This window comes from Kitasatospora sp. NPDC059599, from assembly GCF_042735125.1.
In the GTDB taxonomy this organism is placed as follows: Bacteria; Actinomycetota; Actinomycetes; order Streptomycetales; family Streptomycetaceae; genus Kitasatospora.
The window spans coordinates 14,534-37,042 of the sequence record NZ_JBHWCL010000049.1 but is presented as its reverse complement, the minus strand read 5'-3'; the positions used below and the strand labels follow the sequence as shown (position 1 = coordinate 37,042).

Sequence of the window (22,509 nt, the reverse complement as noted above, 5' to 3'; positions counted from 1 at the left end):
GCCGCGACCTTCCGGTCCCGCGCACCGTGCGAGGACCCGGACCGTGCGAGGACCCGGACCGCGCGGGGTCCCGGCACCGCCGTCCCGCACGGACGTCCGGTCCCGGTGCCGCTACGACGGCTGGTCCTGATACAGCCGCAGGGCGTCCGCCGCCGCCCGGGCCAGCTCGCGCCGGGCGACCGGCGGGCCCAGCACCTCGGCGTCCGGGCCGAAGGCCAGCAGCGACCGGACCGCCGCCGGGGCCGGGAAGGCCATCGCCACCTCCACCCACTCCTCGGCCGGCCCGGTGCCCGCCTCCGGCGGCGGTGCGGTGACCCGCCCGCCGTGGATCCGCAGGAACCTGTCCAGCCGCCCGCGCCGGACCCGCACCCGCACCGGCACTTCCTTCGGCATCCGTTCCACCTGCTCGCGCAGCACCGCCCACACGTCGCCGAGCCCCGTGCCCGCCCGGCGCCGCACCACCTCCTCGGTGGTCTCGGCGGCCAGTACCCGGTCCGCCCGGAACAGCCGCGGCTCGCCGTGCAGATCGGCCACCAGGTACCAGACCGCCGCCTTGCTCACCAGCCCGTACGGGTCGACGGTGTACTCCACCGGCGCGGGCGTGCCGCTGTGCCGGTAGCGCAGCCGCAGCCGCCGGTCGGCGAAGACCGCGTACTGCAGCTCGCCCAGGTCCGGGCCGGGCGCGGGCGCGGAGGCGGAGGCGGCCACGCCGCCGGGCATCCAGCGGACCGGGTCGACCAGGATCCGCTCGCTGATCCGCTCGGCCGCCGGGCGGTGCGGGGCCGGCAGCGCCGCCATCACCTTGCGCAGCGCCGAACCGAGCGCGCCGTCCAGCCCGAGGTCGCTGTGCGCGCCCTGGGCGGAGAGCACGAACAGCGCCCTGGCCTCGTCCGCGGTCAGCCCGGTGACGTCGGTGCGGTAACCGGGCAGCAGGCCGATGCCGCCGTGCCGCCCCCGCTCGGTGAACACCGGCACCCCGGCGGCGGAGAGCGACTCGACGTCGCGGTAGATGGTGCGGACGGACACCTCCAGCCGCTCGGCGAGTTCGGTGGCGGACACCTGGCCGCGGGTCTGGAGCAGCAGGAGGACGGAGAGCAGGCGGTCGGCCTTCATGGGCAAAGAGCCTTCATACGCAAAGAATCCCAGTAATCCTGACGGCACTTGTCAGGTTTTACTGGGAGATTGCGTTTCGAGCCCGAAAGCCCGCCCGACCACGGGGAGTTGACCGCACGTGAACGCCGTCCAGGATGCCCGCCCGCAGTACCTGCTCGCCCTCGACCAGCTGGAGAAGCTGTTCGCCACGATCACCCCGGCCGACCTCGACCGGCCCACCCCGTGCACCGAGTTCACGCTGCGCCGGCTGCTGAACCACGTGGTCGGCGGCATGCACCGGCTCGCCTACATGGGCGAGGGAGGCCGCTTCGACGACATCGTGCCCGCCATCGAGGACCCGTCGGACGAGGGCTGGCCGGCCGCGCTGGGCCGGGCCCGCGCCCGGGCGACCGCCGCCTGGGCGGACGACGCCAAGCTCGGCCGCCCGACCCTCGCCCCCTGGGGCGAGGTGCCCGGCGGCGCCGTGGTCGGCGGCTACCTCATGGAGGCGGTCACCCACACCTGGGACATCGCCACCAGCCTCGACAACGGCTTCGCCCTGGACGACACCCTGGCGCAGACCGCACTGGGCATCGCCCGGTTCGTCCTGCCGCCCGAGGCCCGGGGCGAGGACGTCCCGTTCGGCGAGGTCCAGCCGGTCGCCGAGGACGCCGACGTGCACACCCTGCTGGCCGCCTGGCTCGGACGCCGGGCCTGACCGGCGCGGCACGGGCCCGGCCCGGGGAGTCGGTGACTCCCCGGGCCGCCCGGCCGCCGCGGGTCCGGGCCGATCCGGCCGGCTCCGGTCCGCTCCGGGCTACGACCGCTCCCGGTGATTGCTCCCGGCCGCCCGCTCCCGGCCGACTACTCCCGGCCGACCGAGGTGTTGCTCATGTCGGCGTAGCGGTCCCCCGCCACCCGGCCGGACACCGGCTCCAGCAGGGCCAGGTCCGCCTCGGTGAGCCGCAGCGTCGCCGCCGCCGTGTTCTCGGCGAGGCGGCTGCGCTTGCGGGTGCCCGGGATCGGCACGACGGTCAGCCCGTGCGCCTCCGCCCGCTGGTGCACCCAGGCCAGCGCGACCTGGGCGAGGGTCCCGCCGTGGGCCTGCGCGATCTCCCGCAAGGGGGCGAGCAGTTCGCCGTTGGCGGCCGCGTTGTCGCCGGTGTAGCGCGGGTGGGTGCGCCGGAAGTCGTTGTCCGAGAGCTTGCCGGCGTCCTGGAAGGCGCCGGTCAGGAAGCCCCGCCCGAGCGGCGAGTACGGCACGAAGGCGACGCCCAGCTCCGCCGCGGCCGGCACCGCCGAGCGCTCGACGTCGCGGGCGAACACCGACCACTCGGACTGCACCGCGGCGATCGGGTGGACGGCGTGCGCCTCGCGCAGTTCGGCCCCGGTCACCTCGGACAGGCCGAGGTGGCGCACCTTGCCGGCCTCGACCAGCCCGGCCATGGCGCCGACCGACTCGGCCAGCGGCACGTCCGGGTTGCGGCGGTGCATGTAGTAGAGGTCGATCTCGTCCACGCCGAGGCGGCGCAGCGAGGCGTCGACGGCGGCCCGGATGTAGGCCGGGTCGTTGCGGACGGCGCGGCGGGTCGGGTCCTGCTCCGAGCGCTCGATGGCGAACTTGGTGGCGATCACCACCTTGTCCCGGTTGGCCCGGACGAACGGGCCGACGAACTCCTCGTTGCGGCCGAAGCCGTACATGTCTGCGGTGTCGAACAGGGTGACACCGGCCTCCAGCGCGGCGCCCAGGGTGGCGAGTGCCTCGTCGGAGTCGGTGGGGCCGTAGAACTCGCTCATGCCCATGCAGCCGAGGCCCTGGACGCCCACCAGCGGTCCGCCGGTGCCGAGTTCGGTGGTGGGAAGGACGGGGTGAGTCATGCGCTCTGCTCTTCCTCTACGCGGTTGTACTGGCATTGGACCGGGGCGCCGGTGGTGCCGGCGGCCTTCCCGGCATAGAGATCGATCTTGTAGTCGAGGACGGCGAGGGTGGCCTGGAGGTCGACGATCCGCTGCCGGACCTCCTCGCGCTGGGCCTCCAGCAGCAGGCGGCGTCCCTCGTAGGTCCGCTCGCCCTGCCGGGCCATGTCCACGTACTTGAGCATGTCCGCCACGGACATGCCGGTCAGCCGCAGCCGGCCCAGGAAGGCCAGTCGGTGCAGGTCGGCGTCGCAGTAGCGGCGCTGGCCGCCGGCCGCGCGGTCGACCGGGTCCAGCAGGCCGATCCGCTCGTACCAGCGCAGGGTGTGGGCGGTCAGTCCGCTGGCCGCGGCGACCTCGCTGATGGTGTGGCGCGGGGTCCGGTCCGGATCGCCGACCGGCCGGCCGAACACCTCGGAGCAGCTGCGCAGGTCGATCTCGACCCGGGCGGGTGTGACGCGTGCGGGTGTGGCCATCGAACGTTTCCCCCTGTCCTGTGCGACGGGAAAGACGCTACCGAGTTGGAGTGCACTCCAAGCAAGCCCGCCCGGCCCGGCAGCCGGGTGCCCCCACCACCCGCCTGACCGCAGGGTGCCCCGCCGCCCCCGCGCGGCCCCGGCTACAGTCGGGATCCATGGAGAGCTTGCGCGTGATCGAGAACTGGCCGGTGCCCCATGCCGCGGTCGCGGTGGTCCGGGGGGCGGACGGCGCGCTGCTGGGGGCGCACGGGCCGCAGCAGCACCTGTTCCCGCTGGCCTCGGTGACCAAGCTGCTCACCTCCTACGCGGCGCTCGTCGCGGTCGAGGAGGGCGTGTTCGAGCTGGACGACCCGGCCGGGCCGCCCGGTGCCACCGTCCGTCACCTGCTCGCGCACACCTCCGGCCTGGGCTTCGACGAGGACCGGGTGTTCGCCGAACCCGGCAACCGCCGGCTCTACTCCAACGCGGGCTTCGACGCACTGGCGCGGACGCTGTCCGAGGCCACCGGGATCGAGTTCTCCCGCTACGTCGCCGAGGCGGTGTTCGAGCCGCTGGGCATGGCCGACACCCTGATCAACACCGCGCACAAGTCCCCGGCCGGCGCCGGCGGCCTGTCCACCGCCGCCGACCTCGCCCGGTTCGCCGCCGAGCTGCAGTCGCCGAAGCTGCTGGACCCGTCCACGGTCCTGCGGGCCACCCGCGAGGTCGCCTTCCCCGGCACCAGCGGGGTGCTGCCCGGCTACGGCCACCGCCGCCCGAACGACTGGGGCCTCGGCTTCGAGATCCGCGACGGCAAGAGCCCGCACTGGACCGGCACCGCGAACTCCCCCGCGACCTTCGGCCACTTCGGCCAGTCCGGCACCTTCCTGTGGGTCGACCCGCAGGCGGGCGCGGCCTGTGTCGCGCTCACCGACCGGGACTTCGGCCCGTGGGCGGTCGAGGCCTGGCCGGCCTTCTCCGACGCGGTCCTCGCCGAACTGCGGAGCTGACCGGACGGCCGGACGGCCTGCGGGACGCCCCCGGAGGGGCGGCCTCGTGACCGGCCGAGGGGACGGCCGCCCCGGACAGGAACCACCGGACAGGCACCAGCCGATGCCCTAGCCGTACGAGACCGGCGAGTGCATCTCCCACAGCAGGAGTTCCGCGCCGGTCTCGCCCGCCGCCGGGTCGGCGAAGCCCTCGCCGGTGATCCGCACGCTGTCGCCCGGGACCATCGACCGGCCGCCGCCCTTGGGCCCCGGGATCGTCCGGTAGCCCAGCGAGCCGGCCGTCAGGTGCGCGTACCGCCAAGGGGCCGCGGGCAGTTCGGGCAGCGGCTGCCACGGGCCCGCGGTCGCCAGCCAGAGCGCGGCGTCGCTGCGGCGCAGTCGCAGGGCGTCCGTGCCGGCGTCCCGCTCCAGGCCGGAGGCGAGCAGGGTCAACCCGCCGTCCGCCGGTTCCACCCTGCGCAGCCCGTACGCCGGGGTCGCGTCGAACGTGTCCGGCTGGAGCCACATCTGGACGAAGCGGACCGGGCCGGCGGCGCCGCCGACGTTGCGCTCGGTGTGGGTGACGCCGGAGCCGGCGCTGAGGTGCTGGACCATCCCGGGGCGGACCACCCCGCCGTGGCCGTGGGAGTCCCGGTGGGCGAGCGCGCCCTCCAGCACCCAGGTGAGGATCTCGGTGTCCCGGTGCTTGTGCTCGTCGAATCCGGCGCCGGGGGCGAGGAGTTCCTCGTTGCACGCCAGCAGCGCGCCGAAGTGGGTGTTCTTCGGGTCGTAGTGGCCGGAGAAGGAGAACGCGTGGCGGGTCTCGATGCCCTCGCCCGGGCTGGAGCGGTAGCGCTCGGCGGTGCGGCGCAGGTCGGCGCGGGGGCGGTCAGCGGCGTCGGTCACGCGCCCACCGTACCCCCGGGGGGCAGCCCGTCCCCGGGATCGGGAGCGCACCGCGCCCCGGGGGGTGTGACCCTTGCCACCGCGCCGCTCCGCCGGGGGGTGTGCACGAGCAGTCACTCGCGTGAGGCAGTCTTGTCCTTGTGCCAGCCGCTTCCGCGAACTCCAAGAGCGAACCCAGTCCCGTGCCCGACCCGGCCGGGAAGAGCCCGGCGCCCCGGCCCGGCCGCGACCGGCCCGGCCGCGCGGCGCCCCGTCTGACGGCGCAGGAGCGCAGAAACGCCGCCGAGCGCGCCGAGCGCCGGGCGGCGACGCTCAAGCGACTGGAGAAGTCCTCGGGCAAGCTGGCCACCGCCGCGATCTCGCGGATGGACGACCAGCTCGGCTGGTACCGGCGGATGCCGCCGGAGCACCGCTCCTGGATCGGCCTGGTCGCCCAGGCCGGCATCGCCGCCTTCACCGAGTGGTACCGCCACCCGGACGCCGCCCAGGCGATCTCCACCGACGTCTTCGGCACCGCGCCGCGCGAGCTGACCAGGGCGATCACCCTGCGCCAGACCGTCGAGCTGATCCGCACCACGATCGAGGTGATGGAGGAGGCCATCGAGGAGGTGGCCGCCCCCGGCGACGAGTCGGACATGCGCGAGTCGGTGCTGGTCTACGCCCGGGAGATCGCCTTCGCGACCGCCCAGGTGTACGCCCAGGCGGCCGAGGCGCGCGGCGCCTGGGACGCCCGGCTGGAGGCACTGGTGGTCAACTCCCTGCTGTCCGGCGACGCCGACGAGGGTGTGCTCTCCCGTGCCGCGGCGCTCGGCTGGGGCCAGCCCAGCCAGGTCCGGGTGGTGATGGGCAGCGCGCCGGACGGCGACAGCGAGCTGGTGGTGGAGGCGATCCGCCGGGCCGCCCGGTACGCCAAGCTGAACGTGCTGACCGGGGTGCTGGGCAAGCGCCTGGTGGTGGTGGTCGGCGGCGACAAGGAGCCGGTGCACGCCGCCCGGGCGCTGATCGGCCAGTTCGCGCCGGGCCCGGTGGTGGTCGGCCCGACCGTGCCCGACCTGCTCTCCGCGACCCGCTCGGCGCACGCCGCCACGGCCGGGCTGCGGGCCTGCGCCGCCTGGCCGGACGCTCCCCGCCCGGTGCTCGCGGACGACCTGCTGCCCGAGCGGGCGCTGGCCGGCGACCAGGCCGCGCGCCGCCAGTTGGTGGAGGAGATCTACACACCGCTGGACGAGGCCGGCTCGGCGCTGCTGGAGACGCTGAGTGTCTACCTGGAGCAGGCCTCCTCGCTGGAGGGTGCGGCCCGGATGCTCTTCGTCCACCCCAACACGGTGCGCTACCGGCTACGACGTGTGACCGACGTCACGGGGTACGCCCCCTCCGACGTACGTTCGGCGTTCACTCTGCGGATCGCACTGGCCCTCGGCCGGCTCACCGCGGCCGGGGACCCCACCCGAGCCGGGGTGTAGGGACCATACAATCCCGGATGGTTTTCTTCGTTACCGTCGCCTACCCGCCCCTGGGCGCCTGGCGAGAGAGGGTTGAACCGTGCTCGTAATCGTCGCCCCTGGACAGGGTGCCCAGTCCCCCGGTTTCCTCAGCCCCTGGCTGGAGCTCGACGGTGTCGCCGACCGCCTGCGTGGCTGGTCGGAGGTCGCCGGGCTCGACCTGGTGCACGCCGGCACCGAGGCGTCCGCCGAGGAGATCAAGGACACCGCCGTCGCCCAGCCGCTGCTGGTCGCCGCCGGCCTGGTGACCGCCCGGGAGCTGTTCCCGGACGAGGACGCCGCCCGCAAGCTGGTCGGCGCCGTCGCCGGCCACAGCGTCGGTGAGATCACCGCCGCCGCCGGCGCCGGGGTGCTCAGCGCCCACGACGCGCTGGCCTTCGTCCGCGAGCGCGGCCGGGCCATGGCCGCGGCCGCCGCCGTCACCGAGACCGGCATGATCGCCGTGCTCGGCGGCGACTCGGAGGTCGTCGCGGCGAAGCTGGCCGAACACGGCCTGACCGCGGCCAACAACAACGGCGGCGGCCAGATCGTCGCCGCCGGCACGCTGGCCCAGCTGGAGGCGCTGAAGGCGGACCCGCCGGCCGCCGCCAAGCTGATCGCCCTGAAGGTCGCCGGTGCGTTCCACACCGAGCACATGGCCCCGGGTGTCGAGCGGCTCGCCGAGCTCGCCCCGACCCTGGCCGCGGCGGACCCGCAGGTCCGCTACGTCTCCAACAAGGACGGCGGGGTCGTCGACTCCGGCGCCGAGGTGCTCGCCCGTCTGGTGTCGCAGGTCTCCAACCCGGTCCGCTGGGACCTCTGCATGGAGACCCTGGGCCGGCTGGGCGCGACGGCCGTGATCGAGCTCTCCCCTGCGGGCACGCTCACCGGACTGCTCAAGCGCAACCTCAAGGGTATGGCCACGCTCGCCCTCAAGACCCCCGCCGACCTGGACAAGGCTCGCGCGCTCGTCGCGGAGCACGGCGGTCAGGAGCAGGAGATCACCGCATGACCAAGCCCCAGATCCGCCCGGCGAGCGGTGCGCAGTTCTCGCGCATCCTCGGCGTCGGCGGCTACCGCCCGGTCCGGGTGATCCCCAATTCCGAGGTCCTGGAGTGGATCGACTCCTCGGACGAGTGGATCCGCACCCGCAGCGGGATCGCCGAGCGCCGCTGGGCCGGCCCGGAGGAGTCCGTGGCCGAGATGTCGATCCAGGCCGCCGGGAAGGCGATCGCCCAGGCCGGGATCTCCCCGGACCGGATCGGCGGCGTGATCGTCGCGACCGTCTCGCACTTCAAGCAGACCCCGGCGATCGCCACCGAGATCGCCGAGCGGCTCGGCTGCGGCACCGCGCCGGCCTTCGACATCTCGGCCGCCTGCGCCGGCTTCGGCTACGGCCTGGGCCTGGCCGACGGCATGATCCGCGGCGGGAACGCCGAGTACGTGCTGGTGATCGGCGTCGAGCGGCTCAGCGACCTGACCGACCGGTCGGACCGCTCGACCGCGTTCATCTTCGGCGACGGCGCCGGCGCCGCGATCGTCGGCCCGTCCGACACTCCCGGCATCGGGAAGCTGATCTGGGGCTCGGACGGCTCGCAGGCCGACCTGATCACCCAGACCGAGGCCTGGGACACCGCCTTCGCCAAGCCCGACGCGGTCAACGGCGCGGGCGAGGACACCAAGTGGCCGTACCTGCGGATGGACGGCCAGCCGGTCTTCCGCTGGGCGGTCTGGGAGATGGCCAAGGTCGCCCAGCAGGCGCTGGACGCCGCCGGGGTGACCGCCGACCAGCTCGGCGCGTTCATCCCGCACCAGGCCAACATGCGGATCACCGACGCCATGATCAAGGCGCTGAAGCTGCCGGAGTCGGTGCCGGTTGCCCGTGACATCGCGGAGACCGGCAACACCTCCGCGGCCTCCATTCCGCTCGCGATGGAGCGCATGCTGGAGACCGGCGAGGCCCACAGCGGCGACCTGGCGCTGATCATCGGGTTCGGGGCGGGTCTCGTGTACGCCGCCGCAGTCGTTACGCTCCCCTAGGCGCGTTTCGCCCACAGATTCACAAGCCTGTGTCCGGCCGCCGGCCGGACATGTTCAACACTGAAGAGGAGCAGCCAGTATGGCTACCAAGGACGAGGTCCTGGAAGGTCTCGCCGAGATCGTCAACGAGATCGCCGGTATCCCGACCGAGGATGTCGCGCTCGACAAGTCCTTCACCGATGACCTGGACGTCGACTCGCTGTCCATGGTCGAGGTCGTCGTGGCCGCCGAGGAGCGCTTCGAGGTCAAGATCCCGGACGACGAGGTCAAGAACCTGAAGACCGTCGGCGACGCCGTGGACTACATCCTCGCCAACGCCTGATCGATCGACTCGCTCGATTCGGCCAGTCCGTCCGGCGTCCCGTACGCCATCGACGGCTGACCCGTCGGCCCGGCTCACCGAGCCAGGCCGATCCTCCGGCCGGGACGCCCCACCGGGGCGCCCGGCCGGGCCCATCCTCGGCTCCCGCCGACCCCCCGCACACGTGAGAGAAGAAGAAACCAGTGACCGCTGAAAACCGCACCGTGGTCGTCACGGGTATCGGCGCCTTCACGCCGCTGGGCGCCGACGCCGCCGGCACCTGGGAGAACCTGGTCGCCGGTAAGTCCGGTGTGGCGGCCCTGACCGAGGAGTGGGCCGAGGAGCTGCCGGTTCGGATCGGTGCGCGCACCGCCGTCGAGCCCGGCGAGATCCTGCCCCGCCCGCTGGCCCGCAAGCTGGACCGCTCGGCCCAGTTCGCCGTGATCGCCGCCCGCGAGGCCTGGGCCGACGCCGGCTACCAGACCCCCGCCACCGACGAGTCCTCCAAGCTCGCCCCCGAGCGCCTCGGCACCGTCATCGCCTCCGGCATCGGCGGCGTGACCACCCTCCTCGACCAGTACGACGTACTGCGGGAGAAGGGTGCCCGCAAGGTCTCCCCGCACACCGTCCCGATGCTGATGCCCAACTCCCCGGCGGCCAACGTCGGCCTGGAGGTCGGCGCCCGCGCGGGTGTGCACACCCCCGTCTCCGCCTGTGCCTCCGGCGCCGAGGCGATCGGCTACGCGATCGAGATGATCCGCACCGGCCGCGCCGACGTCGTGGTGGCCGGCGGCACCGAGGCGGCGATCCACCCGCTGCCGATCGCCGCGTTCGCCAGCATGATGGCGATGTCCAAGAACAACGACGACCCCGAGCACGCCTCCCGTCCGTACGACAAGGCCCGTGACGGCTTCGTGCTGGGCGAGGGCGCCGGCGTGGTCGTCCTGGAGTCGGTCGAGCACGCCGAGGCCCGCGGTGCCCGGATCTACTGCGAGGCCGTGGGCCAGGGCCTGTCCTCGGACGCCCACCACATCGCCCAGCCCGAGCCGACCGGCGCCGGTGTGGCCCGCGCGCTGGCCGACCTGTTCGAGCGCAACGAGCTGGACAAGGCCGAGATCGTGCACGTCAACGCGCACGCCACCTCGACCCCGCAGGGCGACACCGCCGAGCTGAAGGCGCTCCGCAAGGAGCTCGGCGACGACCTCGACCACATCGCCATCTCGGCCACCAAGTCGATGACCGGCCACCTGCTGGGCGGCGCCGGCGGCGTCGAGACGGTCGCCACCGTGCTGGCCCTGTACAACCGTCTGGCCCCGCCGACCATCAACGTCGACGACCTGGACGACGACGTGGACGCGGACATCGTGCGCGGCGAGCCCCGCAAGCTGCCCGAGGGCCGGATCGCGGCGCTGAACAACTCGTTCGGCTTCGGCGGCCACAACGTGGTGCTGGCCTTCCGCACCCGCTGACGCCCCCCGTCCCCGGACGGTACGACGAAGGGGCCGGCGCTCTCCGCGAGCGCCGGCCCCTTCGTCGTGTCCTCCGGTCTCAGACCACCTGGTGCAGCCAGCGCACCGGCGCGCCCTCGCCCGCGTAGCGGAACGGCTCCAGCTCGTCGTCCCAGGGCTTGCCGAGCAGCCGGGCGATCTCGGCCTCCAGGTCGGCCCCCTCGCTGCGGGCGCGCAGCAGGACGGCGCGCAGCCGGTCCTCGGGGATCAGGATGTCGCCATGGATGCCCGTGACGGCGTGGAAGATGCCGAGCGTGGGCGTGCTGCTGTACCGCTCGCCCTCCGCCGTGGCGCAGGGCTCGCTGGTCACCTCGTACCGCATCAGCTGCCAGCCGCGCAGCGCGGAGGCGAGCTTCGAGGCCGTACCGGGCTCCCCCTGCCAGGAGAGTTCGGCACGCCAGTGTCCGGGTGCGGCCGGCTGGCGGATCCAGTCCAGGCCCACCCGCACACCGAGCACCCCCGCGACGGCCCACTCGACGTGCGGGCACAGCGCGCGGGGCGCGGAGTGGATGTAGAGAACTCCACGTGTCGTCACCGGGACCTCCAGGCTGTGGACGAGGGTCGCCTTCCCCAGCTGCCTCGTGCCTGCAGTTGATCCACAGTTACCCACGCTTGCCGACATTAAGCCACTAAATTGAGCAAAACGGACATGCTTTCGCTCAATGCTAGTCGAATCCTCAACGAGGTCTACCCCTCGGCTGGATCTCTCCCCCGAACGGCCCCATCGCCAGGCGGAACCACCGTACCGCGCCGTACCGCACGATGGCTGACGCACTTTCGGATCCGGCCGGAATGCGGTAGTGCGGCCCGGCGCCCTGCGCCCGACTGCGAACCGTTCACGGCGGACCGCCCCGCACGCCCGGGTCGGGACGGCGGGGCGGTCGGCGCCTCTGACGTGGCGTCAGCCGTCCAGGCGGACGACCATCTTGCCAGTGTTGGCGCCGCGCAGCAGGTCGAGGAAGGCCTCGGCGGTGTTCTCGAAGCCGTCCACCACGGTCTCCTCGTGGCGCAGCTCGCCGGAGGCCAGCCAGCCGGCCACGTCGGCCACGAACTGCGGCCGCATCGCGGCGTGGTCGCCGACCAGCATGCCCTCCAGGCGCAGCCGCTTGCCGATGGCGAGCGCGAGGTTGCGCGGGCCGGCGGGCGCGGTGGTCTCGTTGTACTGGGCGATCGCGCCGCAGAGCACCGCGCGGCCGTGCACCCCGAGCGCGCCGATCGCGGCTTCCAGGTGGTCGCCGCCGACGTTGTCGAAGTAGAGGTCGATGCCGTCCGGGGCGGCCGCGGCGAGCTGCTCGCGGACCGGGGCGTCCTTGTAGTTGAAGGCGGCGTCGAAGCCGTACTCGTCGACCAGCTTGGCGACCTTCTCCGCCGAGCCGGCCGAGCCGACCACCAGGGAGGCGCCCTTGAGCCTGGCGATCTGACCGACCATCGAGCCGACCGCGCCGGCCGCGCCGGAGACGAAGACCTTGTCGCCCTCCTTGAGGCCGCCGACGGCGAGCAGACCGGCGTAGGCGGTCAGGCCGGTCATGCCGAGCACGCCGAGGTAGGCGGGGAGCGGGGCGGCGGCCGGGTCGACCTTGACCGCGTGCTTGGCGTCGAGGGTCGCGTACTCGCGCCAGCCGAGGCCGTGCAGCACCGCGTCGCCCAGGGCGAAGCCCTCGGCGCCGGAGGCGACCACGTAGCCGACCGCGCCGCCGTCCATGGGTGCGCCGATCCGGAACGGCGGGACGTACGAGGGCACGTCGTTCATCCGGCCGCGCATGTACGGGTCCACCGAGAGGTAGGCGTTGCGGACCAGGATCTCGCCGGGGCCGGGGGTCCGGACCGGGGCCTCGACCAGGGCGAAGTCGGTCGGCACCGGCCAGCCCTGCGGGCGGGCGGCGAGGTGCCATTCACGGGCGGTCGCGGGGGCGGCCTGCTCTGCCATGGGTGCTGCTCCTTGCGGTTCAGGTGCATGAAAGGTTGAGAAACTTAAGTAACGATGGGCATGAAAGGTTCATCTTGTCAACTTTTCAGGTAGACTCTCGACCATGGACACCCAGCCGGCCCCGGACGCCACGCCGCAGCCCGACGAGATCACCCGCGAGGTCGTCGACCTGATGGCCAACCTGGTCGCGCTCTTCCACCGCGAGTACGAGGAGGCCGCCGCCGCCCGCTCGCTCACCGGCGCCCAGGCCAAGGTGCTCGCACTGCTGCGGCGCGGGCCGATGCCGATGCGTCAGATCGCCCAGACACTCAGCTGCGAGCCGTCCAACATCACCGGCATCGTCGACCGGCTGGAGTCCCGCGGCTTCGTCACCCGCGAGGCCGACCGGCAGGACCGCCGGGTGAAGCTGGTCGCCGCCACCGACACCGGCTCGGCCGCCTCCGCCGAACTGCGCGAATCGCTGAACTTCGCCCGCGAGCCGCTGGCCGCGCTCGGCCCGGACGAGCGGACGGTCCTGCGCGACCTGCTCCGGCGGATGCTCACCGGCGCCGCCGGCCCCGGCGCGTGACCAGCATCACAGGCCGGACGGGCAATCCGTTCGCCCATCGGGGGTAACCGAACCGCCTCCCGGAACGTCTAACGTTCGAATCATCGAACGCTGGATACCTGAAGACGGGGGGCACGGAGGATGAGCAGCAGCACGCGCCGGCGCCGCTACCTGCGCACCGCCATCGGCCTGGCCGCCGTTCTGGTGCTGTCGGTGGCGGGGGCGGGGGCCTGGTTCTACCACCGGCTGGACAGCAACATCACCACCTTCGACGCGGGCGGCGTCGCCACCGAGCGTCCGCCGGCGCCCGTCCCGGTCAGCCCGGGGGCCTCCGTGCCGGTCAACGTGCTGCTGCTCGGCTCGGACACCCGCGACGACGGCAACAACGCGCTGGGCGGCGGCGACGAGGGCGTCGGCCACTCGGACACCGCGATCGTGCTGCACATCTACGCCGACCACAAGCACGCCGTCGGCGTCTCCATCCCCCGCGACACCCTGGTCACCGTCCCCTCCTGCCGACGGCCGAACGGGACCTGGACGACGCCCAGGAACGACCAGATGTTCAACTCCGCCTTCACCGTGGGCGAGGACCCCAAGGGCAACCCGGCCTGCACGCAGAACACCGTGGAGAAGCTCACCGGGCTGCGGATCGACCACACCGTCGTGGTCGACTTCAAGGGCGCGGCCGCGATGGCCGACGCCGTCGGCGGCGTGGACGCCTGTGTGCCCAACGACGTCGACCAGTACGGCATCCACCTGAAGAAGGGCCTGCAGAAGCTCTCCGGGCAGTCCGCGGTGGACTACCTGCGGGCGCGCCACGGCATCGGGGACAGCTCCGACATAGGCCGGATGAAGCGCCAGCAGGCCTTCCTCTCCTCCATGATCAAGAAGGTCCAGGGCCAGGGCTTCTCGCTGCCCACCCTGCTGCCCCTGGCGGACGCGGCCACCAAGTCGCTCACCGTCGACGAGGGGCTGGGCACCGCGATGAAGCTGGTCGACTTCGCCCGCTCGGTGCAGGACATCAAGCTCTCCGACGTCACGTTCGTCACCGCGCCCTGGCGCTTCGCCGGCGAGCGGGTGCGGCTGGTCCAGCCGGACGCCGACACCCTGTGGAAGCTGCTGCGCGAGGACCGCACCCTGGACGGGCAGAGCACCGCCGGGACGGGCCAGGTGACCTCCTCCCCCGCCACGACCCCGGGCGCCGACGCGCCGCTCACCCCCGACCAGGCCGCCGTCCCGATCACCGTGGTCAACGGCGTCGGCACTCCCGGCCTCGCGGGCTCCGGCGGGGAGGCGCTCAAGGGCCGGGGCTTCCTGAACGTCACGCTCGGCGCCAACGAGCCGGGTCACCAGGCCACCCGGGTCGCGTACGACCCCGCGCTGAAGGCCGGCGCCGACCAGGTGGTGGCGCTCTTCCCCGGGGCCAAGGCGGTCGAGGAGCCCGGCTCGGGGGCGGTCACCGTCACCCTCGGCGCCGACTACCGCCCCTCGGGCACCCGGATCGACTCGGCGACCTCCCCGAGCCCGGTGCCCGGCAGCACGCCCGGTACCGCGCCGACCGGTGCCGCGTCGACCGGTGCCGCGTCGACCGGTGCCGCGCCCGGTGGCATCCCCACCGGCATAGCGGAGAACACCCGCAACGCCGACACCGACCCGTGCGCCAACCTGACCTTCGGGTGACCGGCCGGGGACCGGCTAGACCGGATCCGGCAACCCGGTGACCACGGCCGTCAGGCGGGTGCCCGGCGGGAAGGCGCCCGCCCCGGCCAGGTCGGCGAGCGCGGCCAGCAGCTTGGCGACGTAACGCCGCTCCAGCGCGATGCCGTGGCGGCGCTCGAACCGCTCGGCGAAGGCCGCCAGCTCCGCCGGGACCTTGCCGTAGCCGCCCCCGTGGTGCGCGTGGTCGATCGACCAGTTGTCGAACTCGCGTCCGTAGGCGGCCCGGTGGAGCCGGGCGACCTCCTCCTCCAGGTAGCCCCCGCCGCCGCGCAGCACCGCCACGCCGAGCGCCCTCGCCCCCGGCGGCAGCCCCGCCGCGACACCGGCCAGGGTGCCGCCGGTACCGACCGGGCAGCAGACCACGTCGCGGTCGCCCAGGTCGGGCAGTTCGGCCGGGATCGCGGCCGCGCCGACGGCGGCCAGGGCGTTGGAACCGCCCTCCGGGAGCACCAGGCAGGGCCCCCAACGGCGTTGCAGCCCGTCCGGACCCGGCTCCCCCTCGGCCCGGCCGGTGGCCTCCCGGTACGCGGCCCGGGTCAGGAACTCCAGCCGCATCCCGGCCGCCTCGGCGGCCCGCAGCGACCAGTTGCGCGGCCGGTCCGCCAACTCCTCGCCGCGGACCAGCCCGACGCTCTCCAGCCCGAGCGCCCCGGCGGCGGCCGCGACGGCCCGCAGGTGGGTCGAGTACGCGCCGCCGAAGGTCAGCAGCCGGGTGTGGCCCCGCTCGACGGCGTGGGCCAGGTTGGGCGCGAGCTTGCGCCACTTGTTGCCGGGCACGCTCGGGTGCAACAGGTCGTCCCGCTTGAGCCGCAGCTCCACCCCGGCCCGGGCGAACACCTCGTCGGTGCAGTCCACCAGCGGGGTCGGCAGCAGGGCGGGTTCGAGCACCCGGTCAGCTTACGGGCTCCGAACGGCGGGGCCCGGCCGCCGGATCGGCGACCGGGCCCGCGGGAGCGGCCGGTCAGCCCCCCGCCGAACCGTCCGAGCGACTGGCGTTGACGGCCCGGCGCAGGGCCCGCGGCACGGGCCCCGCGGCGGGGGCGAGCTTGTCGATCCGGGCCCGGAACTCGCGCCGCCGGCTCCAGGGCAGGGCCGAGCCCAGCTGGGCCGCGTCGACCAGGGCGACCAGGGCGGCGTCCGCCGGGTCGACCCGGCTGAACGGCCCCTTCAGCGCCGAACCGATCGACGCCACGAGCGATGCGCGCAACCGGGAATCCGTCAGGGTGACCCGGGAGTACGGGAACAGCCCGAACGCCCGGCGCTGCTCGATCCTGACCCGGCCGGCCGCCGCCAGGCCGTCCCTGACCACACGCGCGGCGCGGGCCGTCGGGCCCCGGTTGCGGCCGACCCAGCTCTGCCAGCTGCGCCGCCGCTCCTGCCGGATCTGCTCCAGCAGCGCGGCGGTGAGCGGGTCGAGGCCCCCGGCCGGACCGGCGCCCTCGACGGCGGCCGGGTACCGGCCGTCCTCGCGGACCAGTCCGCGTCGCAGGAGTTCGGCGAGCGCGGCCGCCCGCACCACCAGGTCGAGCCGGTCGGTCGCGGTGAGCCGCTCGCGCTCGGGGTCGTAGGCGAGCAGGTACAGCTTCTCGGGGAGGGTCGCGGGCTGGTCCATGTCGGTCTCCGATTGGTCTTCGCACGCCCGGCCGCCGGTCAGCTCTCCACGGAACCGCCAGGCTCCGAACCGTCCTCGGCCGGGCTCTCCTTGGGCGGGCGTCCGCGCCGGGGAAGCCGGTTCGCACCGCTGGGCATCCGGCCCGCGTCCGTGAGGGCGCGGCGGAGCAGGAACTCGATCTGCGCGTTGGTGCTGCGCAGGTCGTCAGCAGCCCACCTGGCGAGCGCGTCGTGAACTGAAGGGTCCAGTCGCAACAGGATCTTCTTCCGTTCCGTCGCCACTGCCGCGCCTTACTGGTAGAGGGAGCCCGTGTTCACGACGGGCTGGGTGCCGCGGTCGCCGCAGAGCACCACCAGGAGGTTGCTCACCATGGCGGCCTTGCGCTCCTCGTCCAAGTCCACCACGTCGCGCTCGGCGAGCCGGTCCAGCGCCTCCTCGACCATACCGACGGCGCCCTCGACGATCAGCCTGCGCGCCGCCACCACGGCGCCGGCCTGCTGACGCTGCAACATCACCTGGGCGACCTCCGGCGCGTACGCGAGCCTGGTGATCCGGGACTCCACGACCCGCACGCCGGCCGAGGCGACCCGCTCGGCGATCTCGGCGGAGAGCTTGCGGGCGATCTCCTCCGCGCCGTCGCGCAGCGACAGCTGGCCCTCGTGGTGGGCGTCGTACGGATAGCTGGTGGCGATGTGCCGCACGGCCGTCTCGGTCTGGATGGCGACGAAGTCGGTGTAGTCGTCGACCTCGAACAGGGCCATCGCGGTGTCCTCGACCTGCCAGACCACCACGGCAGCGATCTCGATCGGGTTGCCGTCCGCGTCGTTGACCTTGGTGGTCTCGGTCTCGTGGTTGCGGATCCGCAGGGAGATGTACCGGCGACTGGTGAACGGGTTCATCCAGGTCAGGCCCTCGGCGCGGACCGTGCCCCGGTAGCGCCCGAGCAACTGGACCACCCTGGCCTGGCCCGGCGAGACCACCATCAGCCCGCGCAGCAGTACCAGCGAGGTCACCACCAGCACCGGCCCGGCGGCCATCAGCGCGCCGCCCGAACCCTGGTTCTTGGCGGCCAGTTGGACCGCTCCGGCGATGAACGACCCGACCCCCGCGACCAGGCCGGCCAGTGCGCCGAAGAGCATCGGCAACCCGGCGGCCCCGGTGATGACCCGCTCGGTGATCCTGGGGACCGGCAGGTCCGGGGCAGCGCCGTCCTCGACGGCGAAAGGCGGTGTGTCCATGAGAGCGACTCCTCCAGCGAGCGTCCGCATCCGATGTCAAAGTGATATCACTTTTTGCGCGCAGGGCGCCAGGGGTCGGGAGCGGGGACGCCCGGGGGCGGGGGAACGGGGAGCCGCCAGGGGCGGGGGACGGGAAACCGTCAGGGGAACGGGGAGCCCCCGGGGGACGCCGGGGTCGAGGCCCACGGGCGGGTGAATTCCGGCGCGCCACACGGGGAAAGGCGGTGGCCGCGGCCTAGACTCTGCGTCGTCGCGGGCGGCGGAGATCCGGCTCCGGGCCTGCCCGCGGACGGTCGTTTCGACACTCGTCACGCGTCGAGAAGTGGGGCGGGTGGGACTCGAACCCACGACCAAGGGATTATGAGTCCCCTGCTCTAACCGGCTGAGCTACCGCCCCGGTTCGCCGCGCGCGCCGGTCGTCGGCCACGGCAGCAGCAGACGGCCCCAGCGAGGCCGTCCCGGGCAGCATAGCCGGTCGATCACCCGTGGTGCGCGCCGGGGGCGCAGCCGGGTGCGGGACGCCGTGCGCCTCTCCGGGCGGCACAGCCCGGGTGGCGCCGCGACTCCCGTCCAGGGCAGCCTGGGCGGATGACGACACGTAGGGCGGGGACGGGGGCGGCGGCGGGGGTGCTGACGGTGGCGCTGGCCGCGGCGGGCTGCACGACCTCGGCGGGGCCCGGCGGGGGCGTTCCCACGGTCACCTCGGCGCCGGCCACGACCGCCGCGGGGGACAGCCACGGCTGGACCAAGCAGCGACTCAAGGGCGCGATCGGCCGGCGGACCGGGGTCACCCGCACCGCCAAGCCCACCGTGCTCAACGGCCTGGTCGGCGCGGTGTTCACCCGCAACGCCGACGGCGACCACTTCTGCACCGCCAGCGTGGTCGACAGCGCCGGTCTCAACCTCGTCGTCACCGCCGCGCACTGCGTCTGGGACCCGAAGCTGGGCCAGCGCAGCGACCTGGTGTTCGTCCCCGGCTACCGGCAGGGCGACACCCCCAGCGGCGTCTGGCCGCTGCTGTCGGTCGCCGTCGACGACGGCTGGAAGGACCACGCCGACCCGGACATGGACGTCGCCTTCGCGGTCGTCCAGGCCCAGAACGGCCGGCAGGTCCAGCAGGTGCTCGGCGCCAACCGGCTGGGCGTCAACCGTGGCTACCGGCTCCCGGTGAAGGTCACCGGCTACCCGGGCAGCAGCGACGTCCCGATCACCTGCTCCAACACCACCTCCGAGCAGAGCCCCACCCAGCTGCGGATCGACTGCCCCGACTACACCGGCGGCACCAGCGGCAGCCCCTGGGTCACCGACTTCGACCCGGCCACCAGGACCGGCACCGTGGTCGGTGTGATCGGCGGCTACCAGGAGGGCGGCGACAGCCCGGACACGTCGTACAGCAGCTACTTCGGCGACCGCGTGCAGGCGCTCTACGACCGCGCCACCGGCTGACCGGCACCGGCCCCCGTCGCCCGGCGGTGGCGCCGCCCGGCACGGCCTGGTAGATCTTCCTCACGAACGGCGGAACGCGCGGACCCGGCACCCCGCCCCGAGGAACGAGACGGAGCCCCGATGGCCCCCCGCACGGCACGGCCCGCGCACCCGGCACGCACGGCCGTCCTGGCCGTCCTGCTGCTCGCCGCCGGCACCTCGTGCGGCGGCCAGGACGGGACGCCGACCGCCGAGGTCGCGCAGCAGACCGCCGCCCGGGACCGGATCGGCACGCTCTCCATCCACACCGCGCAGGGCCCCCGGGCCTGCACCGCGAGCGTCGTACAGAGCCCCCGGCACAACCTGCTGGTGACCGCGGCGCACTGCGTGCAAAGCCGCCGGATCGGCCTGCTGGACGGCCTGGTGTTCACCCCGGGCTACCGCAACGGGTCGACCCCGTACGGGACTTGGCCGGTGCAGTCGGTCACCGTCGACCCTCGCTGGGCGGCCGACGACGACCCGGAGTACGACGTGGCGTTCGTCACGGTCGGCACGGTCGACGGCCGGCAGATCGAGGACGCGGTCGGCGGCAACCCGATCGACACCGGGCAGGGCTTCGGACTGCCCGTCTCGGTGACCGGCTACCCGAACCTGAGCAACGAACCGATCACCTGCTCGGTCCGGACCCGCTCGCAGAGCGCCACCCAGGAGCGCTTCGACTGCGGCGGCTACACCGACGGCACCAGCGGCAGCCCGTGGGTGACCGAGAAGGGCGGCGTGGTCGGCGTGATCGGCGGCTACCAGGAGGGCGGAGAGACCCCGGGCACCTCGTACAGCGTCACCTTCGACCAGCGGGTGACCGACCTGTACCGGAAGGCGACCACCTGATTCCGGGGCCGTCCGGGGAGGCGTCACGACGTGACGTGCGCGACACCCCGGCAGCAACACGAAGGCCCCCCGGTCGACCGGGGGGCCTTCGCTCTGAGCAGTCACCGGGCGTACCCGGCAGCTCCCGCAATTGGACTCGAACCAATAACCTGCCGATTAACAGTCGGCTGCTCTGCCAATTGAGCTATGCGGGATCGCGGCACCGAACTTCCGTACCACGGACGGGAAGACGGCCCCGGAAGGGCCTCGTCCCGAGCTCCCCCAATTGGACTCGAACCAATAACCTGCCGATTAACAGTCGGCTGCTCTGCCAATTGAGCTATGGGGGATCGGCTTCCGCCCCGGCCCCCGGTTTCCCGGACTCCGCGGCGCTCGCTGCGGGACATACATTAGCGCACTCGGGGGGGTGGTCCGCCAATCGCTTTCCCCACTTGCCCCGGGGTTGCCGCCCGGCGTGCCCCGCGCGCGCCCGCCGCCGCACCCGGGGATGCTGGGGACGCGGACGGTTCGCCGTCCCGACGGACGGGTAGGGCATTGCGGCAGAAGGCCGCCAGGAGAGGGTGGATCCGACCATGTGGAAGCTGTCGTTGGCCGCGGGCTTCGCGGCCGGCTACGTGCTGGGCTCGCGGGCCGGGCGCCGACGCTACGAGCAGATCGCCAAGGTCACCCGGCAGATCGCCCAGAACCCCACGGTGCAGGGCGCCGCCGACCGGGCACGGCAACAGGCCGGCGCGGTGGCCGGGAAGGCCGCGGGAGCGGTCGGCGACCGGCTGCCGACCGCCGTCACCGACCGGGTGCCGTACTTCAACCGGGCCCGGGCCGAGGACGACGGCTGGGGCACCTTCCGCCCGTGACCGGGCGGTGAGGCGAAGGACCCGTCCGCGGGCTCCCCGGAGGGGGTCCGCGGACGGGCCCGGGCAAAGCCCACCCCAACCCGGGGTCGCGAAGCGGCAACGGCTCCTCCGGCCCGGACGCGTCCCGGGCCGGGCTGAGGCATGATCTCGACATGGCCATCGTCGCGGGGATAGACAGCTCGACCAACCGCACCCGGATCGTCGCGTGCGACACGGAAACCGGCGCCGTCCTGCGCTCCGGCAAGGCGCCCCACCCCGTCCCCGAGGACCAGGACCTGCGCCCCGGCGAGGCCGACCCGCAGGTCTGGCTGCACTCGCTCGGCGACGCCGCCGCCGGCGGCCTGCTGGAGGGCGTCCGGGCCATCGGCGTCAGCGCCCAGCAGCACGGCATGATCGGCCTGGACGCGGGCGGGGTGCAGGTCCGCCCGGCGATCCTGTGGAACGACCCGCGCTCCAGCGGCGCCGCCGCCAAGCTGCTGGACGCCCTCGGCGGCCCGGCCGGCTGGACCGCCGCGATCGGCGCCGTGCCCGCCCCGACGTACACCATCGCCAAGCTGCGCTGGCTGGCCGAGTTCGAGCCCGTCAACGCCCGCCGGGTCGCCGAGGTGCTGCTGCCGCACGACTGGCTGGTCTGGCAGCTCCTCGGCCACCCCAAGCGCCGCACCACCGACCGCGGCGACGCCTCCGGCACCGGCTACTGGTCGCCGATCACCGGCGAGTACCGCCAGGACCTGGTCGAGCTGGCGCTCGGCCACGAACTCAAGCTGCCGCACGTCCTCGGTCCCGCCGAGCCCGCCGGGCACACCCCCGAGGGCCTGCTGATCTCGGCCGGCACCGGCGACAACATGGCCGCCGCGCTCGGCCTGGGCCTGCGCCCGGGCGACGCGGTGGTCTCGCTCGGCAGCGCCGGGACGATCTTCGCGGTGCACGAGGAGGCCGTCGTCGACGCCTCCGGCCTGGTCTCCTCCTTCGCCGACGCAAGCGGCCGCCACCTGCCGATGGTCGCCACCCTCAACGCGGCCCAGGTGCTGCTCTCCACCGCCGCGCTGCTCGGCCGGGACCTGGAGGGCCTGAGCGACCTCGCCCTGCACTCCTCCCCCGGCGCGTACGGGCTGGTGCTGCTGCCCTACCTGGACGGCGAGCGCACCCCCGCGCTGCCGCACGCGGCCGGCACCCTGACCGGCCTGCGCGCCGAGGCGATGACCCCTCAGCACCTGGCCCGGGCCGCCGTCGAGGGCATGCTGTGCAACATCGCGGACGCCCTGGACGTGCTGCGCGCCCGGGGCGTCGGGGTGAACCGGGTGTTCCTGCTCGGTACGGCCGGACGGCTGCCCGCCGTCCGGCACATCGCCCCGATGCTGTTCGGCGTCCCGGTCGTGGTGCCGCCACCGGGCGCGCACGCCGCCCGCGGGGCCGCCCGGCAGGCCGCCTGGGCGCTGGCGGGCACCCCGGAGCCGCCGGAGTGGGAGCTGCCGGACGCCGAGACGGTGGAACCGGACGGGGAGCACGACCTGGCGATCGGTTCGGCGGTGCGCCAGCAGTACCGGGCGGCCCGCGACCAGGTCCACCCCGAAGCGGCCTGAGCGGCCCTGCCGCCGGCGGACCGG

At 73.9% G+C, this 22,509-nt stretch carries 23 protein-coding genes and 3 tRNA genes; 13 read left to right on the top strand and 13 right to left on the bottom strand.

The features are described 5' to 3' along the window. Positions 1-111 precede the first annotated feature (111 nt). Positions 112-1,113 (bottom strand): helix-turn-helix transcriptional regulator, encoded by a 1,002-nt coding sequence (locus tag ACFV04_RS18920; protein WP_380530311.1) that lies wholly within the window; start codon positions 1,111-1,113, stop codon positions 112-114. Between the two features lie 118 nt (positions 1,114-1,231). On the opposite strand from ACFV04_RS18920, the gene ACFV04_RS18915 reads away from it, so the two are divergent. Further along, positions 1,232-1,810, top strand: a complete 579-nt coding sequence (locus tag ACFV04_RS18915; protein WP_360249312.1) for a TIGR03086 family metal-binding protein — start codon at positions 1,232-1,234, stop codon at positions 1,808-1,810. Positions 1,811-1,956: 146 nt separating this feature from the next. Here ACFV04_RS18915 and ACFV04_RS18910 read toward each other — a convergent pair whose 3' ends face one another. After that, positions 1,957-2,970, bottom strand: coding sequence for an aldo/keto reductase (locus ACFV04_RS18910; RefSeq protein ID WP_380530308.1), 1,014 nt, complete (start codon positions 2,968-2,970; stop codon positions 1,957-1,959). Continuing rightward, on the bottom strand, positions 2,967-3,485 hold the full coding sequence (locus ACFV04_RS18905; protein WP_380346276.1) for a MerR family transcriptional regulator: 519 nt from the start codon (positions 3,483-3,485) through the stop codon (positions 2,967-2,969). The genes ACFV04_RS18910 and ACFV04_RS18905 overlap by 4 nt, the downstream gene beginning before the upstream one ends. A 158-nt stretch (positions 3,486-3,643) precedes the next feature. Between ACFV04_RS18905 and ACFV04_RS18900 the strand changes: the two genes are divergently transcribed. Continuing rightward, positions 3,644-4,477: a serine hydrolase domain-containing protein gene (locus tag ACFV04_RS18900; RefSeq protein WP_380530305.1), complete on the top strand. Its 834-nt coding sequence runs from the start codon at positions 3,644-3,646 to the stop codon at positions 4,475-4,477. Between the two features lie 108 nt (positions 4,478-4,585). Here ACFV04_RS18900 and ACFV04_RS18895 read toward each other — a convergent pair whose 3' ends face one another. Continuing rightward, positions 4,586-5,362: a pirin family protein gene (locus ACFV04_RS18895; protein ID WP_360249300.1), complete on the bottom strand. Its 777-nt coding sequence runs from the start codon at positions 5,360-5,362 to the stop codon at positions 4,586-4,588. Positions 5,363-5,616: 254 nt separating this feature from the next. Here ACFV04_RS18895 and ACFV04_RS18890 point away from each other — a divergent pair, with 254 nt between their 5' ends. From ACFV04_RS18890 to fabF, 5 genes are all read left to right on the top strand, one after another. Further along, positions 5,617-6,825, top strand: coding sequence for a helix-turn-helix domain-containing protein (locus tag ACFV04_RS18890; RefSeq protein WP_360249721.1), 1,209 nt, complete (start codon positions 5,617-5,619; stop codon positions 6,823-6,825). A gap of 79 nt (positions 6,826-6,904) precedes the next feature. Then, positions 6,905-7,855 (top strand): ACP S-malonyltransferase, encoded by a 951-nt coding sequence (locus ACFV04_RS18885; protein ID WP_380530302.1) that lies wholly within the window; start codon positions 6,905-6,907, stop codon positions 7,853-7,855. Further along, entirely contained in the window at positions 7,852-8,883 is a 1,032-nt protein-coding gene (locus ACFV04_RS18880; RefSeq protein ID WP_360249294.1) for a beta-ketoacyl-ACP synthase III, read from the top strand. Before ACFV04_RS18885 ends, ACFV04_RS18880 begins: the two co-directional genes overlap by 4 nt. Positions 8,884-8,962: 79 nt before the next feature. Continuing rightward, positions 8,963-9,205, top strand: coding sequence for an acyl carrier protein (locus ACFV04_RS18875; protein WP_360249291.1), 243 nt, complete (start codon positions 8,963-8,965; stop codon positions 9,203-9,205). Positions 9,206-9,387: 182 nt separating this feature from the next. Next, positions 9,388-10,653 (top strand): beta-ketoacyl-ACP synthase II, encoded by a 1,266-nt coding sequence (gene fabF / locus ACFV04_RS18870; protein WP_360249288.1) that lies wholly within the window; start codon positions 9,388-9,390, stop codon positions 10,651-10,653. Positions 10,654-10,732: 79 nt separating this feature from the next. Here the strand turns inward: fabF and ACFV04_RS18865 are convergent, their stop codons facing one another. Together ACFV04_RS18865 and ACFV04_RS18860 are read right to left on the bottom strand one after the other, a co-directional pair. Continuing rightward, positions 10,733-11,227: a DUF3145 domain-containing protein gene (locus tag ACFV04_RS18865; protein WP_360249286.1), complete on the bottom strand. Its 495-nt coding sequence runs from the start codon at positions 11,225-11,227 to the stop codon at positions 10,733-10,735. A 366-nt stretch (positions 11,228-11,593) separates the two neighbouring features. Further along, positions 11,594-12,619, bottom strand: coding sequence for an NADP-dependent oxidoreductase (locus ACFV04_RS18860; protein WP_380530297.1), 1,026 nt, complete (start codon positions 12,617-12,619; stop codon positions 11,594-11,596). A 103-nt stretch (positions 12,620-12,722) separates the two neighbouring features. On the opposite strand from ACFV04_RS18860, the gene ACFV04_RS18855 reads away from it, so the two are divergent. After that, on the top strand, positions 12,723-13,187 hold the full coding sequence (locus tag ACFV04_RS18855) for a MarR family transcriptional regulator (RefSeq protein WP_360249282.1): 465 nt from the start codon (positions 12,723-12,725) through the stop codon (positions 13,185-13,187). A 120-nt stretch (positions 13,188-13,307) separates the two neighbouring features. Then, positions 13,308-14,846, top strand: a complete 1,539-nt coding sequence (locus ACFV04_RS18850) for an LCP family protein (protein WP_380530294.1) — start codon at positions 13,308-13,310, stop codon at positions 14,844-14,846. A gap of 15 nt (positions 14,847-14,861) precedes the next feature. Here ACFV04_RS18850 and ACFV04_RS18845 read toward each other — a convergent pair whose 3' ends face one another. The 5 genes from ACFV04_RS18845 to ACFV04_RS18825 all read right to left on the bottom strand — a co-directional run bounded on the left by ACFV04_RS18845 (position 14,862) and on the right by ACFV04_RS18825 (position 18,132). Further along, complete coding sequence (locus tag ACFV04_RS18845; RefSeq protein ID WP_380346264.1) at positions 14,862-15,773, bottom strand: 1-aminocyclopropane-1-carboxylate deaminase/D-cysteine desulfhydrase; 912 nt, start codon at positions 15,771-15,773, stop codon at positions 14,862-14,864. Between the two features lie 73 nt (positions 15,774-15,846). Next, complete coding sequence (locus ACFV04_RS18840; RefSeq protein ID WP_380530291.1) at positions 15,847-16,497, bottom strand: GPP34 family phosphoprotein; 651 nt, start codon at positions 16,495-16,497, stop codon at positions 15,847-15,849. Positions 16,498-16,535: 38 nt separating this feature from the next. Next, on the bottom strand, positions 16,536-16,778 hold the full coding sequence (locus tag ACFV04_RS18835) for a hypothetical protein (RefSeq protein ID WP_380530288.1): 243 nt from the start codon (positions 16,776-16,778) through the stop codon (positions 16,536-16,538). 9 nt (positions 16,779-16,787) lie between these two features. Beyond that, a complete protein-coding gene (locus ACFV04_RS18830; RefSeq protein ID WP_380530285.1) occupies positions 16,788-17,735 on the bottom strand; it encodes an SPFH domain-containing protein in 948 nt (315 codons plus the stop codon). A 323-nt stretch (positions 17,736-18,058) separates the two neighbouring features. Further along, positions 18,059-18,132: transfer RNA gene (locus ACFV04_RS18825), tRNA-Ile, on the bottom strand. A 191-nt stretch (positions 18,133-18,323) separates the two neighbouring features. Here ACFV04_RS18825 and ACFV04_RS18820 point away from each other — a divergent pair. Beyond that, the gene (locus ACFV04_RS18820; RefSeq protein ID WP_380530282.1) at positions 18,324-19,181 is read left to right on the top strand and encodes a hypothetical protein; all 858 of its coding nucleotides are present in this window, start codon (positions 18,324-18,326) and stop codon (positions 19,179-19,181) included. A gap of 120 nt (positions 19,182-19,301) precedes the next feature. Continuing rightward, positions 19,302-20,048: a trypsin-like serine peptidase gene (locus tag ACFV04_RS18815; RefSeq protein ID WP_380346256.1), complete on the top strand. Its 747-nt coding sequence runs from the start codon at positions 19,302-19,304 to the stop codon at positions 20,046-20,048. Between the two features lie 121 nt (positions 20,049-20,169). On the opposite strand, the gene ACFV04_RS18810 is transcribed toward ACFV04_RS18815, so the two are convergent. Then, positions 20,170-20,242 (bottom strand) — tRNA-Asn (locus tag ACFV04_RS18810). A 62-nt stretch (positions 20,243-20,304) separates the two neighbouring features. Then, positions 20,305-20,377: transfer RNA gene (locus ACFV04_RS18805), tRNA-Asn, on the bottom strand. 243 nt (positions 20,378-20,620) lie between these two features. Here ACFV04_RS18805 and ACFV04_RS18800 point away from each other — a divergent pair. Together ACFV04_RS18800 and ACFV04_RS18795 are read left to right on the top strand one after the other, a co-directional pair. Further along, positions 20,621-20,902, top strand: coding sequence for a hypothetical protein (locus ACFV04_RS18800; protein WP_360248860.1), 282 nt, complete (start codon positions 20,621-20,623; stop codon positions 20,900-20,902). A 152-nt stretch (positions 20,903-21,054) separates the two neighbouring features. Then, positions 21,055-22,485 carry an FGGY family carbohydrate kinase gene (locus ACFV04_RS18795; RefSeq protein ID WP_380346254.1) on the top strand — a complete coding sequence of 477 codons (1,431 nt, stop codon included), beginning with the start codon at positions 21,055-21,057 and terminating at the stop codon, positions 22,483-22,485. The last annotated feature ends 24 nt before the right edge of the window (positions 22,486-22,509 follow it).

Bases quoted from the DNA above. Each gene is read 5' to 3' on its own strand.
- ACFV04_RS18920 (WP_380530311.1), bottom strand. From the start codon at position 1,113: ATGAAGGCCGACCGCCTGCTCTCCGTCCTCCTGCTGCTCCAGACCCGC.
- ACFV04_RS18910 (WP_380530308.1), bottom strand. From the start codon at position 2,970: ATGACTCACCCCGTCCTTCCCACCACCGAACTCGGCACCGGCGGACCG.
- ACFV04_RS18905 (WP_380346276.1), bottom strand. From the start codon at position 3,485: ATGGCCACACCCGCACGCGTCACACCCGCCCGGGTCGAGATCGACCTG.
- ACFV04_RS18900 (WP_380530305.1), top strand. From the start codon at position 3,644: ATGGAGAGCTTGCGCGTGATCGAGAACTGGCCGGTGCCCCATGCCGCG.
- ACFV04_RS18880 (WP_360249294.1), top strand. From the start codon at position 7,852: ATGACCAAGCCCCAGATCCGCCCGGCGAGCGGTGCGCAGTTCTCGCGC.
- ACFV04_RS18875 (WP_360249291.1), top strand. From the start codon at position 8,963: ATGGCTACCAAGGACGAGGTCCTGGAAGGTCTCGCCGAGATCGTCAAC.
- ACFV04_RS18860 (WP_380530297.1), bottom strand. From the start codon at position 12,619: ATGGCAGAGCAGGCCGCCCCCGCGACCGCCCGTGAATGGCACCTCGCC.
- ACFV04_RS18855 (WP_360249282.1), top strand. From the start codon at position 12,723: ATGGACACCCAGCCGGCCCCGGACGCCACGCCGCAGCCCGACGAGATC.
- ACFV04_RS18850 (WP_380530294.1), top strand. From the start codon at position 13,308: ATGAGCAGCAGCACGCGCCGGCGCCGCTACCTGCGCACCGCCATCGGC.
- ACFV04_RS18840 (WP_380530291.1), bottom strand. From the start codon at position 16,497: ATGGACCAGCCCGCGACCCTCCCCGAGAAGCTGTACCTGCTCGCCTAC.
- ACFV04_RS18830 (WP_380530285.1), bottom strand. From the start codon at position 17,735: ATGGACACACCGCCTTTCGCCGTCGAGGACGGCGCTGCCCCGGACCTG.
- ACFV04_RS18820 (WP_380530282.1), top strand. From the start codon at position 18,324: ATGACGACACGTAGGGCGGGGACGGGGGCGGCGGCGGGGGTGCTGACG.
- ACFV04_RS18815 (WP_380346256.1), top strand. From the start codon at position 19,302: ATGGCCCCCCGCACGGCACGGCCCGCGCACCCGGCACGCACGGCCGTC.
- ACFV04_RS18800 (WP_360248860.1), top strand. From the start codon at position 20,621: ATGTGGAAGCTGTCGTTGGCCGCGGGCTTCGCGGCCGGCTACGTGCTG.
- ACFV04_RS18795 (WP_380346254.1), top strand. From the start codon at position 21,055: ATGGCCATCGTCGCGGGGATAGACAGCTCGACCAACCGCACCCGGATC.